This window comes from Cryobacterium cryoconiti (assembly GCF_004403065.1).
Taxonomy (GTDB): domain Bacteria; phylum Actinomycetota; class Actinomycetes; order Actinomycetales; family Microbacteriaceae; genus Cryobacterium; species Cryobacterium cryoconiti.
In genome coordinates, this window is sequence record NZ_SOHA01000017.1 from 85,831 (window position 1) to 99,581 (window position 13,751).

The 13,751-nt window shown below is 67.2% G+C and carries 12 protein-coding genes and 1 tRNA gene; 6 read left to right on the plus strand and 7 right to left on the minus strand.

All coding sequences use genetic code 11. From position 1 onward, the window contains the following. Positions 1–47: 47 nt before the first annotated feature. Genes E3T49_RS06765 through E3T49_RS06775 form a run of 3 tightly spaced genes read right to left on the minus strand, consistent with a single transcriptional unit; the run spans position 48 to position 3,356 of the window. Complete coding sequence (locus tag E3T49_RS06765; RefSeq protein ID WP_134424197.1) at positions 48–1,391, minus strand: ABC transporter substrate-binding protein; 1,344 nt, start codon at positions 1,389–1,391, stop codon at positions 48–50. 59 nt (positions 1,392–1,450) lie between these two features. Further along, on the minus strand, positions 1,451–2,395 hold the full coding sequence (locus E3T49_RS06770) for a carbohydrate ABC transporter permease (protein ID WP_134424198.1): 945 nt from the start codon (positions 2,393–2,395) through the stop codon (positions 1,451–1,453). 4 nt (positions 2,396–2,399) lie between these two features. Next, complete coding sequence (locus E3T49_RS06775) at positions 2,400–3,356, minus strand: carbohydrate ABC transporter permease (protein WP_134424199.1); 957 nt, start codon at positions 3,354–3,356, stop codon at positions 2,400–2,402. A gap of 214 nt (positions 3,357–3,570) precedes the next feature. Between E3T49_RS06775 and E3T49_RS06780 the strand changes: the two genes are divergently transcribed. The 3 genes from E3T49_RS06780 to E3T49_RS06790 are packed head-to-tail and all read left to right on the plus strand — an operon-like array spanning position 3,571 to position 6,670. After that, complete coding sequence (locus tag E3T49_RS06780) at positions 3,571–4,551, plus strand: glycoside hydrolase family protein (RefSeq protein ID WP_166785490.1); 981 nt, start codon at positions 3,571–3,573, stop codon at positions 4,549–4,551. A gap of 1 nt (position 4,552) precedes the next feature. After that, the gene (locus E3T49_RS06785; RefSeq protein ID WP_134424201.1) at positions 4,553–6,127 is read left to right on the plus strand and encodes a glycoside hydrolase family 31 protein; all 1,575 of its coding nucleotides are present in this window, start codon (positions 4,553–4,555) and stop codon (positions 6,125–6,127) included. 9 nt (positions 6,128–6,136) lie between these two features. Further along, positions 6,137–6,670 (plus strand): DUF7010 family protein, encoded by a 534-nt coding sequence (locus tag E3T49_RS06790; protein WP_134424202.1) that lies wholly within the window; start codon positions 6,137–6,139, stop codon positions 6,668–6,670. Positions 6,671–6,853: 183 nt separating this feature from the next. On the opposite strand, the gene E3T49_RS06795 is transcribed toward E3T49_RS06790, so the two are convergent. Continuing rightward, positions 6,854–7,207, minus strand: a complete 354-nt coding sequence (locus E3T49_RS06795) for a GYD domain-containing protein (RefSeq protein WP_134424203.1) — start codon at positions 7,205–7,207, stop codon at positions 6,854–6,856. A gap of 353 nt (positions 7,208–7,560) precedes the next feature. Between E3T49_RS06795 and E3T49_RS06805 the strand changes: the two genes are divergently transcribed. Further along, complete coding sequence (locus tag E3T49_RS06805) at positions 7,561–9,054, plus strand: DUF222 domain-containing protein (RefSeq protein WP_134424205.1); 1,494 nt, start codon at positions 7,561–7,563, stop codon at positions 9,052–9,054. 238 nt (positions 9,055–9,292) lie between these two features. Here E3T49_RS06805 and E3T49_RS06810 read toward each other — a convergent pair whose 3' ends face one another. From E3T49_RS06810 to E3T49_RS06820, 3 genes are all read right to left on the minus strand, one after another. Continuing rightward, positions 9,293–10,219 carry a DUF6578 domain-containing protein gene (locus E3T49_RS06810; RefSeq protein ID WP_134424206.1) on the minus strand — a complete coding sequence of 309 codons (927 nt, stop codon included), beginning with the start codon at positions 10,217–10,219 and terminating at the stop codon, positions 9,293–9,295. An 83-nt stretch (positions 10,220–10,302) separates the two neighbouring features. Beyond that, a tRNA-Arg gene (locus E3T49_RS06815) sits at positions 10,303–10,374 on the minus strand. Positions 10,375–10,518: 144 nt separating this feature from the next. Next, a complete protein-coding gene (locus E3T49_RS06820; RefSeq protein ID WP_134424207.1) occupies positions 10,519–11,160 on the minus strand; it encodes an iron ABC transporter ATP-binding protein in 642 nt (213 codons plus the stop codon). Positions 11,161–11,213: 53 nt separating this feature from the next. Here E3T49_RS06820 and argS point away from each other — a divergent pair, with 53 nt between their 5' ends. Both argS and E3T49_RS06830 read left to right on the plus strand, forming a co-directional pair. Further along, positions 11,214–12,890, plus strand: coding sequence for an arginine--tRNA ligase (gene argS, locus E3T49_RS06825; RefSeq protein WP_134424208.1), 1,677 nt, complete (start codon positions 11,214–11,216; stop codon positions 12,888–12,890). Position 12,891: 1 nt separating this feature from the next. After that, on the plus strand, positions 12,892–13,671 hold the full coding sequence (locus E3T49_RS06830; protein ID WP_134424209.1) for an LmeA family phospholipid-binding protein: 780 nt from the start codon (positions 12,892–12,894) through the stop codon (positions 13,669–13,671). Positions 13,672–13,751 lie beyond the last annotated feature (80 nt).

A 13,751-nucleotide genomic window follows, 5' to 3' on the forward strand; every position in this document is an offset into this window, starting at 1 on the left:
CGGATGCTGTCGCACCCGAGCCCAACCGACCGGCCGTTACTGCGTGGCTACTTGAAGAGGTCGTTGACCTGCTTGTTGACCGCGGAGAGCGACGATGCCGGAGCCTTGCCGCTCATCACGGCCTCCATGGCCGGCGTGACGAGAGCGTTCACGTCGGAGCGGTGGTCGGTGATCGGGAACAGGAAGGTCGTTCCGTCTTCGACCTGGGTCGTGAAGGCGCTCACGTCGATGCCCTTGGCCTCGAAGGCCGCGACGGCGGTCTCGGTGGCCGCGGGGAGGGCCGGGAAGACGACGGCGGCTTCGCCGACGACGTTCTGGCAGTCGAGCGAACCCAGGTAGCTGACCCACTTCCAGGCCTCCTCCGGGTTCTCGGTGCCGGCCCAGATGTTGTCCGCGAGACCGTTGAACATGGAGGCGCGTTCTCCGCTCGGGCCGGTCGGGGTCGGGGCGACGGCCGGGGTGAAGGAGTCGTTGGCCGCACCGAACACGGCGCCGGTCATCCAGGAGCCGTTGCTGGCCATGGCCGCCTTGCCGGCGGTGAGCTGGTCAGACCAGCCGATGCCGGTCTGGGCTTCGAACGACGGCATGTAGCCCTTCTCGACGAGCGAGTACCACCAGTCGATGGTGGCCTGGAACTTGGGGTCGTCGAAGTTGTACTCGTCGCCCCAGGCGCCGTTGGTCTCTTCCCAGCCGGTGGTGTGGGCGAGGAAGCTCCACTGGGTCTGGCCGTCGGCGCCGCCGGAGTTTTCCATCCAGATGCCGTAGGTGGCCACCTTGTTCTTGTCGAAGCCGGGCTCGTCGCCGCGCACGCCGTTGGCGTCAACGGTCAGGTGAGCGATGGCAGCCTCGTAGGTTCCGCCGTCTTCCGGGTTCCATTCCAGGGAGCCGAGCTGTTCGGCGGTCAGGCCGGCGGCATCCGTGAACTGCTCGTTGTAGAACAGGGCGATCGTGTCGAAGTCCTTCGGCAGGCCGTACTGCTTGTCGTCGGTGCCCTTCCACAGGTCGCTGAGACCGTCCTGGTAGGCCCCGATGTCGACGCCATCAGCCTTGATGTAGTCGTCGAGGGGGAGGATCTGGCTGTTCATCATGAACTCGGGGAAGTTCGCGAGGTGGCTGGTGAAGACGTCGTAGTTCGCACCGGACACGAAACCCGTGTTGATCTTGTTCCAATAATCGTCCCAGCCGAGCTGCTCGACATTCACGGTGATGTCGGGGTTCTTCTTCTGGAAGTCAGCGGCGCACTGCTCGTAGGCGGGGAGCTGGTTGGCGTCCCAGAGTCCGTAGCTGAGGGTGGTGCCGGCCGCTGAATCAGAGGAGGCAGGTGCTGAACAGGCGGTCAGCACAAGAGGAATCGCGGCGAGGGATAGGATCGCCACTCGGTTCATCTTCATTGTCGTTCTCTTTCTCTTGGTATTGCGAGGGGTGGTGGGGGAGGGTGAGGTTGAGGGGGTCACTTGACGCCGGATGACTGGATCGAACCGACGATCTTGCGGCCGAAGACCAGCATCAGGATGAAGATCGGCACCGCGGCGACGAGGGCGCCGGCCATCAGGCCGGCCCAGTCCGGGTTGCCCTGGGGGGTCTGGGATTTGAAGATGCCGAGGCCCACGGTAAGGAGCTTGGAGGACTCGCTCTGTCCGACCAGGAATGGCCAGAGGTAGTCGTTCCAGTACTGGATGAACTGCAGGATGGCCAGGGTGATGATCTGCGGCCAGGCGAGCGGCACCACGATGGTGCGGAAGATGCGCCACTGATTCGCGCCGTCGATGACGGCGGCCTCGATGATGCTGCGGTTGATCCCGAGGAAGAACTGACGGAGGAAGAAGATCGCGAACGGGGTCATGAACATGGTCGGCAACGCGATACCGAGGATGGTGTTCAGCAGGCCGAGGTCCTTCACGAGGATGAAGTTCGGCAGCAGGGTGAAGATGCCGGGCACCATGAGCGCGATCAGGAAGATGGCGAAGACCTTGTCGCGTCCCTTCCAGTTGAGCAGGGCGAAGGCGTAGGCGGCCATGGAGCTGAAGGTGACCTGGAACACCGTGATCAGCGTGCAGGCGGCGATCGAGTTGAGCATGTACTGGGCGAAGTTGATCGAGGCGCCGGAGCCGCCCTCCGCCATGGCCTCCTCGGGGGTGGCCAGCCCGAGCACCCGCTGGAGCGGGCCGAAGGTGAAATCGACCGGCAGCAGGCTGAGGGGCTCCGCGAACATGGCACGGTTGTTGCTGAACGCGGTGCGGAACATCCAGTAGATCGGGAACAGGGTGATCAGGATCACGATGATGAGCGCGAGCCCGCCGAAGAACTTCGCGACCTTCGATTTGGCCAGAGAGGGGTCATCTGCGCGCGAAGCCTGTTTGGCGGCGCGGCGGGCCTTGACGTCGATAAGGGACATGGTGCTACCTCTCCAGGTCGGATTCGTTGGCGCGGAGCAGCTTGTTCTGCAACAGTGCGATCGCGGCGAGGATGATCATCAGGATGACGGCCAGGGCGGAGGCGTAACCGAAGTCCAGGCGCTCGAAGGCACGCTGGTAGATGTAGTAGTTGATGGCCCGGGTGGCGTCGACCGGACCGCCGCCGGTGGTCACGGCGATGGTGTCGAAGATCTGGAAGGAACCGACGACGGTGACCACGAGCACGAAGGCGAGCACGGGGCGCAGCAGCGGCAGGGTGACACTGCGGAAGACCCGCCATTCGCCGGCGCCATCGACCTCGGCTGCTTCGTAGACATCCTTGGGGATGGCCTGCAGTCCGGCGAAGAGGAGCAGCGCCGTGTAACCGAGGTGGCGCCAGACGTTGACCATGGCGATCGTGCCCATGGCGATGTTCTCGTTGCCGAAGAAGCCGACCTTGTCGATGCCGAAGAAGTCGAGACCGGCGTTGATGATGCCGAGGTTGTAGTCGCAGAGCCAGAACCAGACCAGGGCCACGATGACGTTGGCGATGAGGTAGGGAAGCATGATGACGCCGCGCACGACCATCGAGCGGGTGAAGCGTTGCATGAGAACGGCGAGTAAGAGTGCGGCCACGGTCTGGACGCCCACGTTGATGACCACGTATTGAAGGGTGACCTTGAGGGAGTTCCAGAACACCGGGTCGGTGGAGATCGCCACATAATTGTCGAAGCCGATGAACGTCGGCGGCCGAAGCAGGTTGTAGTCCGTGAAGCTCAGGTAGAGTCCGCGGAGAGCCGGCCAGGCGAAGAACACGATGAACCCGATCGATGCCGGTATCAGGAAGAGAACCGCGGACTTCAGTTGCGAGTCGCGGTTCGCTTTCTTCTTAACTTTCTTCGGCACCGAGCGTTTCCGGGGAGTGTCCCTCTGGGGGGCTTCCTTATCTGCGGTAATCGTCATCGATCGACCTCCTCAAACTTCCTTGTTGAGAGACATCATTTCAGGTTGAAAGTAAGTAAGTCAATACCGTCGTGATCTTTTTTCACAAAAGCCGAAATGTCCGGAAATTCGCATGTACTAACAGGTACTATCTTCAAATCTGAAACAAAGCGCTGGTGTTGAGGGGGGTATTGGCGCCTCTCACGCCCTGAAGTCCAACGAGGATGTGGCACCCGTGATTGCTCGGAACGGCTTCTGGATCTGGGACTCCTGGTACGTCCAGGACTCCGGCGACTACCACGCCTTCTATCTGAAGGCGCCCACGAGTCTGGCGGACCCCGATCTCCGTCACGCCCAGGCGAGGGTCGGGCATTCCGTCTCACGCGACCTGGTGTCGTGGACCACGCTGCCCGACGCGCTGCCCCCCGGCGCGATCGGAGAGTTCGACGACCTGGCCATTTGGACCGGAAGCATCGTGCGCCACGACGACGTGTGGCACCTTTTTTATACCGGGGTGGAACAGCGCAGCCGTACCCGGATCCAGCGGGTCGGCCACGCGACATCCGTCGACCTCATCGTCTGGGACCGGGTCTCGCCGACCCCGGTCACAACCGCGGATGCCCGGTGGTATTCGACCGCCGCGGCCCCGCCGGAGTTCGACGAGCCGTGGCGCGACCCCTGGGTGTTCCACTCGGCAGCCGACGGGTTGTGGCACATGCTCGTCACCGCCCGGGAGCCGGATGCCGACGCGTCCCTTCCGGGAGCTCCGACGCACGGCTCGGTCGGGCACTGTGTCTCAGCCGACCTGTTCGACTGGCAGGTCGCACCATCGCTCAGCCGGCACTCCGGGTTCGCCCAACTCGAGGTTTTGCAGGTGCTGGAGGTCGCCGGTCATCACGTCGTGGTCTTCTGTGCCACGGCACAGGACGTGATCGCCGCGGGCGTGGAGGCGGTGACCGCCACGTTCACGGCACCCGCCGACGGCCCGCTCGGTCCCTTCCACTTCGACCGGGCCGAACCCATCCGCGCCGCCGGGATCTACGCCGGTCGCATCCTGCAGCCTGCCGACGGCGGCCCGGTGCTCCTCGGCTTCGTCGAGTCCGACGCCGACGGCCTCTTCGTCGGTGTGATCTGCGACCCGATCCCACTCCAGCTGACCAGCCGGGGCACCCTGCAGCCGCATTCCGCCGCCGAGCCCGACCGTCGTGAGGCCTGAGATGACGCGCACGGACACGCTGCGCCTGGAACTGCTGTCCGGCGAGAAATGGTGGGGCGGCGCGGTGGCTGACGGGCAGCAGATGCCGTTCGGCACGGAGCCGCACCGGCGCGACCTGGCGGTCAACGCGGGCTTCCTCGCCGATGACTCCGCGGGTGCCAACCAGTCGGCGCCCCTGCTGTTGTCCAGTCGGGGGCGCTCAGTGTGGTCCGAGCATCCGTTCGCGTTCTCTTTCGAGAACGGATGCCTGTCGGTCGCCGGCCAGGGCCTCGTGCAGGCGCGGGCGGGGGACTCGTTGCGCGAGGCCTTCCGGTACGCCTCGGCGGCCTTCTTTCCGCCGTCGGGCCGGGCCCCGGCCGAGGAACTGTTCACCGGACCGCAGTACAACACCTGGATCGAACTGCCATACGCACCGACGCAGCAGGGGGTGCTGGACTACGTGCGGGGCATCCTCGACGCCGGGTTTCCGCCCGGACCGGTGATGATCGACGACAACTGGTCGCCCGGTTACGGCAGCTGGACCTTCGACCCGCTGCGGTTCCCGGACCCCGGGGAGATGACCCGGGTTCTCACGGAGTGGGGCTGCACCGTGATGCTCTGGCTCGTGCCGTTCGTCAGCCCCGACACCGCAGTGTTCCGTGACCTGAACCGGCGCGGCCTGCTGGTGCGCGGGGCCGACGGGGAGGTGGCGATCCGCCGGTGGTGGAACGGCTACGGCGCCGTGCTCGACGCCACCAACCCGGAGACCGTCGCGTGGCTGACCGCGGGACTCCGTGCGCTGATCGACGATCACGGCGTGGACGGCTTCAAATTCGACGGCGGCGATCTTCGTGACTACCGGGAGGGGGACCTGACGCTGGTGCCGACCGACCGGGCCGGCCAGTGCGAGGCCTGGTCCCGGATCGGGCTGGAGTTCCCCGTCAATGAGTACCGCTCCGGGTGGAAGATGGGCGGCCAGCCGTTGGCCGAACGCCTGCACGACAAGCCGCCCGTGTGGGGTGCCGGCGGCCTCGACTCGCTCATCCCGGAGTCCATCGCCCAGGGTCTGATCGGGTCGGCGTTCGTCTGCCCCGACATGGTCGGCGGCGGAGACCTCTCGCACTTCGCCGATGTGACAGCCGTGGACCAGGAGCTCTTCGTGCGCTTCGCGCAGTGCGCGGCGCTGTTCCCCATGGTGCAGTTCTCGCTCTCGCCGTGGCGCGTTCTCGACCCGGAGCATCTCGCCGCGGTGAGGGCCGCCATAGACATCCGGCAGTCCCTGCTGCCCGAAATTCTCGCCCTTGTTCGCGCGGCCGCGACGACGGGCGAGCCCATCCTGCGGTCGCTCGGATACCACCATCCCGGCTTCGAGCACGTGACGGACCAGTTCCTGCTGGGCGAGGACGTGCTCGTGGCGCCGGTTCTGCGGCAGGGAGCGACGAGTCGAACCGTGGTCTTCCCTCCGGGCCGCTGGGTCGCCGTTGACGGCTCGAGCCAGATGGGGCCCAGCGCGGCGGAGTTGCCCGTGACGCTGGGCACGCTGCCCTGGTTTCGGCGCGGGGCTGGTGACGCGTCCGGGAAGGGATCGGACTGCTAGGAAGGACTCATGACGATCATCGAGGCTCAGGCTGATGTCCGGCGCGCCTATCGTGGCGGTTTCAGCGGCCCGTTGGTGTCGGCGCTCATCTGGGCGATAGCGAACACTGTCTACCTGCTCGTCTCGCCCGGCGCGGCCATGGTGGCGCTCTTTTTCGGCGGCATGCTGATCTTTCCGCTGTCCGCCGTGATTCTGCGGATGATGCCCGGGCGGATCCCCCTCCCCGCGGGGCATCCGTCGAATGCTCTCGCCATTCAATCCGCGTTCACTGTGCCCGTCGGGCTGCTCGTCGCCATCGCTCTGGGAACGTACGAACCGGTTCTGTTCTTTCCGGCGTCGCTGCTGATCGTCGGGGCGCACTACTTCGTCTTCGTGTCCCTGTACGGCACCAGGATCTTCGCGGTACTCGGCGGAACGCTGGTGGCCCTGGGCGCAATCGGCATGTTCCTCGTGCCCGGAATCGGCGCCGTCAGCGGTTGGATCGGAGGCGCGGTCTTCCTGGTCTTCACTCCGGTCCTGCTGCGCAGCGGGCGCCGCGCCTGAACACGCGGGCTCGCGACCTCCAGCTGGCGCGTGCGACGGATGCGGGCAGTAGCGTTCCGCACGGATGCCGCAGACTGGGCAGATGGATGAGTGCGCCATTGACGCAGATGGCCCGGCGTGCCCGGCGTGTGGGACCGAGATGGCCCCCGACGGTGTGGACACGGCCGAGGGACTCGAGTCCTGTCACCGTTGCCCACGTTGCAAGCTGGTCGTCGTGGTTCCAGGCTTCTGGGCGGAGTGAAACGGATGTCGCCGACCCAGTACCGCAGGTCGCCAACGGGCCGGGAGGTCGGTCGGCCGGGTCGCGGACCCCGCGGAATTGATCACGTGCGAGAGGGCCGCGGCGGATGACGGCTCGGGAACGTCGATCATCCCGGGGACATCCGTCTCGCCGAGGGCGAAATAGTAGCTCTCCAGCGAGCCGCCCACCGAGGTGAGAGCCGAGACGAGTGCCTTCCGGCGACGGGTGCCGCCTTCGCGCATCAGGCCTGTGGTTCCGTCGCTCACGTATTTCGCTTCGAGCAGATACCTGCTCATGGTTATCTACCGTCCTGTGTGTTCAGGTCTCGAGCATCCCGAGGAGTGCCCGAGACCTGTTGCGCGGCGACCTGTCGAGACCCCCGGTGGTCGAGCCCGCTCCCGGTGGTCGAGCCTGTCGAGACCCGGCGGTCGAGCCCGCTCCCGGTGGTCGAGCCTGTCGAGACCCGGTGGTCGAGCCCGCTCCCGGTGGTCGAGCCTGTCGAGACCGGCGAGCCGTCCCGCTCCCGGTGGTCGAGCCTGTCGAGACCCGGCGAGCCGACCCTGATCATTTAGAACACGACTTCGAAAACAAGCTCACGAATATGTGACAGACTCTCGACTACGCGTACTATTCCTGATATCCTCGACGCATGACCACCACCGCAGACGACCTCAGAACGGCAACGGATGCCGTCGCCCGCCTGGGCTCCTCCTGCGCCGACTATGAGGCCCTGCCCGACGCCGAGGTGCTGGCCGGTCAGAAGCAGATCGCAGCCGCCCGCCGCCTCCTCGACACCCGCTCCGCGTGGATGGCGGCGACCATCGCCCGTCGCTCCCGGCCCGAGCTCGGCCACTCCGGCCTGGCCGCGCAGCAGGGCTTTCTTTCACCGGAGGCGCTGATCCAGACGGTGACCGGTTCAACCAAGAATGATGCGTTCAAGCTCGTCGCCGTCGGCACGATGATGGCCGATGCCGAGGCAGCGGAGAAACTGGTCGAGGCGGCTGTGGAGTCGCCCGATGCGGATCCCGCCGCGGTCGCGGAGTTCGTGGCGAAGGTGCCGTGGCAGGCACCGATCGCCCGAGCTGTCACCGACGGCAGCCTCTCGGTCGATGCGGCCGAGTCGATCCGTTCCGGTCTGGGGCAGATCGATGCCGCGGTCACTGCCGAGAAGCTGGGCACCGCCCTCGAGGCGCTCCTCGTTGAGGCGGCGTCACTGAACGCAGATCAGGTCTTCAAGCTCGCCCGGCGCCTGCGCGACCAGCTCGACGAGGCCGGTATCGCCGCCCGGGAGAAGCAGGCCCACGACGACCGGTTCCTGCGGGTCTATCGACTGGACAACGGCAAGGTGCGCCTGCACGGGCTCTTCGCCCCGGAAGACGGCGAGTTCGTGCTCTCCACGTTCGACTCGATCACGAGCCCCCGCCGTGGCGGCGTGCGCTTCGTCGACAAAGACAAGGCCGCCTGGGCCAAACGTGTGCAGGACGACCCCCGCACCACGGAGCAGATCGCCGCCGACGCCCTCGTGCAGTTGCTGAAGATCGCCGGCGAAGCCGACCAGGGCCGCGTCTTCGGCGGCCGCCGCCCCGCGGTGCGGGTGATCGTGACCGAGAAGGCTGTGAAGGAGGGCCAGCCGGCCGGCCAGCCGGCCCCCGGCCAGGCCGCCCAGGGTGGCCCGGTTCCCGCCGAAGACACCGAAACCCGCGAAGCCGCCGCCCACGGTCAGATCGAGGGCAGCCCCGTCCCCATCTCGCAGGAGACCATCGACCGGCTGCTCTGCGACACCGGAACCCGCGGCATCCAGGTCGACGACACCGGGCAGATCATCAACGTCGGCCGTGACCGCCGTCTCTTCACCGAGGCGCAGCGCGCCGCGATGGGTGTCCGTGACGGGGGCTGCCGTTGGGTGGATTGCGACCGATCACCCGCGTGGTCTGAGGCACACCACATCAACGAATGGCTCGCGGACAACGGGTACACCGACCTTGCCGACGGGGTGCTGCTGTGTCATCCGCACCATCTGCTGCTGCATAACCAGCATTGGACGATCATCCGCACCGGAAACGACTATTGGCTCCGGCCGCCGGTCGACGTTGACCCGGAGCAGAACCTGATCGCACTGCCCAGCAAGCGCGCGGGGGCTTAGTCCGGGTCTCGACAGGCTCGACCAGCATCGAGGGAGCCTCGGGCGGGTTCGGCGCCGGGTCTCGACAGGCTCGACCACCGGGGAGGGGAACCTCCGGAGGGTGGCTCGCCGGGTCTCGACAGGCTCGACCACCGGGTCGACAGGCTCGACCACCGGGGAGGGGAACCTCCGGAGGGTGGCTCGCCGGGTCTCGACAGGCTCGCCCACCGGGTGGGTCTCGACAGGCTCGACCACCGGGTCACCAAGGGGAGTAGCGGTGCTCTCCGCGTTGGACTCGCTCCCATAGGGGGCGAGCGACGGCCATCACCCCGTCGGATTCGAAGGGTCGAAAGCTGATCGCGGCGGTCCAGGCCCGGCCGTCTTCCGCGAGCACCTCGGTCTCGAGGCGTTGCGCGGGGGAACCAACGGGCCGGACATGCTCGCAGACCCGACCGGCGGCCGCGGCCTCGAGGAAGATCCTCACGAGGGCGGCGTCAGTGACGGATGCGGGCACGTGCCAGGTGCCGTCGCCGACGTGAACGGTGATCCCATCGGTGTCTGCTGCGCTGCGGGCCCATCGGATGGTGGTTGCACCGTCCCGGTGGGGCTCGACGGTCATTGCCGACCGGTCCGCTGCGCGGGAGGCTCGTGCGACGTGGGCGTAGCGACGCTCCGCATCATCGGCAAGGGCTTCGAGCAAGACACCGATCCCGTCCCGCATCCGTTCACGGTTTCGCTTCGCGACCTGGGCATCGCGCTCGCGCTGCGCGATGGTCTCCGCGGTGAGCCGGTACGCCGGCAACGGGATGTCATCGGGGACGTCGAGAATCACCCGGTACTCGTCGAACTCGGCCGCCGTGGTCTCACCGACCGTGGCCTCGCCGACCGAACCGAGCGAACGGGTGGTCGGCTGCGAGGAGTCCCAGGTGTATGCCCCGGCGAGACCGGGCGTCGGGATGCGCGCATGGCGGAGTCCGTCGATCGCTGTGACGGTGCCGGTCACTTCCCAGTGCGGCACATCCGGCGGCGTCTGACCGTGGTGCTCCTCCTCGAACCGGGGCGGCACTCCGGCCGGGCAGGCGGCGGGATCGGCAGCGAGAAGCTGGAATGTCGTCTGGTCGCCGACACGGAACGACGGGCCACAGCAAGCTTGTTCCCAATGCGTGATGACGACTTCGATCTGCATTCCGTCAGCCTAGGGCTCGCTATCCGCACACGACAGCATCGTTTGAGCGAACGCCGACGAAATCGTCGTGCCGGGAAAAAATGTGCCCCCAGGCAGATTCGAACTGCCGCCCCTGCCTCCGGAGGGCAGTGCTCTATCCCCTGAGCTATGGGGGCCAGGGAAAACACTAGGTTATCAGCATCTCGGCGTGCCACGCACCGCATCGAGTTCGGCGGATGCGGCCGAGTCCGCCCGGCACGCCACCCGAATTCGACCGCACGTGCCGAACGAGGCGGTTCGGGCGGCGGCGCGTGCGCTGGCTACTGCAGGTTGGCGATCGCCGCGGAGATGAGGGCTTCGGCATCGCCCGGCTCGAAGAATTCGGGCGAGCCGACCGTGACCCAGTAGGTGGGAGTGAAGGCCTGGGCCACTCCGGTGCCGTCGGCCGCCGAGAAGTAGCCCTCGACCGCGGGCGGGGTGCCGTAGGTGGGAACGATCTTGCCGGAGCTGAGGGCGTCGTTCTTGAGCTGCGCCAGCAGCACCTCGTTCGGCTGGGCCACCGACACTTCGATGATTTCGCCGCTGCTCTGGTTGAGCAGGCCGCAGTTCAGCCCCTGGAACTCGGCTGCCGTCTCACCCTCGGCGAGGGTCGGCTCGAAGTCGGGCGCGGAGCCGAAATTCGGGTTGAACGCGTAGATGTCGTCGAGGGTGAGCACCTGGTCGCAGGTGAGCGCCACCGGCGTGCCCGCGGCAGTGGGTGTCGGCGTCGCGGTCGCGTCCGGAGTCGGCGTCGCATCCGTTGTCGATCCGGGAGTAGACGAGGCCGACGAGCCGGTTCCGGGGGCTGCGTCCGACGCGCAGCCGGCCAGCGCCACGACGGCGATCGCCCCGGTGGCGAGGACAAGGGTGGAGGTGCGCAGGAGCCGTTCGCGCTGAAGTCTCGGCAGGAGGGAGTGGGTCACGCTTGACCTTACCAAGGGGGCTGTCCTGGACCGGGCCGGTAAGATGATTCTTCGTGACTCCCGCTGAACTTTCCCAATCCCTGTTCGACCTCATCCTCCAGTTGAGCGAGCGTCGACGCGAGGCCGGAAGCGAGATGACCGACCTGACCCTGACCGTGGCGGACGTCACGCTCGAGCGTCCGCGCAACCGAGACCACGGTGACTGGGCGTCCAGCATCGCCATGAAGATCGCCAAGCCGCTCGGCTCCACCCCGCGCGAGGTCGCCGTCGAACTGGCCGCCGGGCTCGAACAGCTTCCCGACGTGGCCTCGGTCGACGTGGCCGGACCCGGCTTCATCAACATCCGTCTCGAGGCGGCGTCTGCCGGTGCCCTCGCCAGGACCATCGTCGACGCGGGCCCTTCCTACGGCACCGGGCATCTCTACGACGGTCTCAAGATCAACCTCGAGTTCGTCTCGGCCAACCCCACGGGCCCCATCCACATGGGTGGCGTGCGCTGGGCCGCCGTGGGCGACAGCCTGGCCCGCGTGCTGCAGGCGGAGGGCGCCGACGTCACCCGTGAGTACTACTTCAACGACCACGGCTCGCAGATCGACCGCTTCGCGCGCAGCGTTCTTGCCGGCTACCTGGGCGAGCCCACCCCCGAAGACGGTTACGGCGGCGCCTACATCGGCGACATCGCCGACCAGGTCGTGGCCAGCCATGCGGGCGATATCGCCGTGCTGTCCCGGGACGAACAGCAGGAGGTCTTCCGCAGCGTCGGCGTCGACCTGATGTTCACCGAGATCAAGGAGAAGCTGCACGGCTTCGGCGTGGACTTCGACGTGTACTTCCACGAGGACTCCCTGCACGAGTCGGGTGCCGTCAACCGGGCCATCGAACGGCTGCGCGAACAGGGCCACATCTTCGAGGAAGACGGGGCCATCTGGCTGCGCACGACCACGTTCGGCGACGACCGCGACCGGGTCATCATCCGCTCGAACGGTGAACCGGCCTACATCTCCGGCGACCTCGGCTATTACCTCGACAAGCGCGAGCGCGGCTTCGACCAGAACCTGATCATGCTCGGTGCCGACCACCACGGCTACGTCGGCCGCATGATGGCCATGGTCGAGGCGTTCGGCGACGTGCCCGGCGTCAACCTGCAGATCCTGATCGGCCAGATGGTCAACCTGCTCAAGGGCGGCGAGCCCGTTCGGATGAGCAAGCGTGCCGGCACCATCGTCACCCTCGACGACCTCGTCGACGCCGTCGGCGTGGACGCCGGCCGGTACTCCCTGGTGCGTTCCAGCAGCGACACGCAGCTCGACATCGACCTCGACCTGCTCGGCAAGCGCACGAACGAGAACCCCGTTTTCTACGTGCAGTACGCGCACGCCCGCACCTGCTCGGTCGCCCGCAACGCGGCCGCCGCGGGCGTCGAGCGCACCGCGTTCGCCCCCGAGCTGCTCACCCACGACAGCGAATCGGCCCTGCTCGGCGTGCTGCAGGAGTACCCGCGCGTCGTGGCGCAGGCCGCCGAGCTGCGCGAACCCCACCGCATCGCCCGCTACATCGAAGAGGTCGCCGGCTACTACCACCGCTGGTACGACAGCTGCCGCGTGATCCCGCTCGGCGACGAGCCGATCACCGACCTGCACCGCACCCGGCTGTGGCTCAACGACGCCACCGGCCAGGTCATCCGCAACGGGCTCGGTCTGCTCGGCGTCTCCGCGCCGGAACGCATGTAGCGTGGACGCCTCCGGCCGCAAGTCCCGGCGCCGCGGCCTCGGCGCCTTCGTCGTGGCCGGCCTGGTCGTGCTCGGCCTGGTCGCGGCGTTCTTCTTCATCGACGGTGGGCTGCGCGGCTATGCCGAGGGCCAGGTCGAGCAGGAGATCGCCGCGAACCTGCCCGAGACCGTGACCGGACACGTCTCCGTCTCCATCGGTGGGCTGTCGGTCATCGCGCAGTACCTCGGCGGCAGCTTCGACCGGGTCGCCCTGGAATCCGAGGCCCTGACCGTGGACGGCGTGCCGGCATCCGTGCACGTGGTGGCGACGGATGTCCCACTCGAGTCGTCCGAGCCCGTCGGCGACCTGCGCGGCATCATCGATCTCGAACCCGCGGCCCTCAGCACGCTGCTGGCCCGGGCGCTGCCGGGCGACGCCCCCGACGCGAGTGTCGAACTCGGCGCAGACGAGGTCAGCTACAGCGGCAGCGCGGAGGTGCTCGGATTCCCGATCGGCTACCGCGCCTCGGCGGTCCCGACCGCGGACACCGACGCCCTGCTGCTCACCCCGAGCGGCGCCAGCGTCACCTCCGGCGGCGGCAGCGTCGATGCCGGCAACCTGCTCTCGCTGGTACTGGGTGACGAACCCGTGCGCATCTGTGTCGCTGAGTACCTCCCCGAGGGGGTCACCCTGGCCGGGGTGAACGTCACGCCGGAACGCGCCCGGCTCACGCTCCAGTCGAGTGCGCTCACACTGACCCGGGAGTCGCTCACCACGCTGGGCAGCTGCGCCAACGGCTGACCGTGACCAAACCGGGTCCTGACACTCTGGCCCCGGAGTCGTACGCTTAAGGTATCGACGGTCGCTCATTCGTCTGTTCG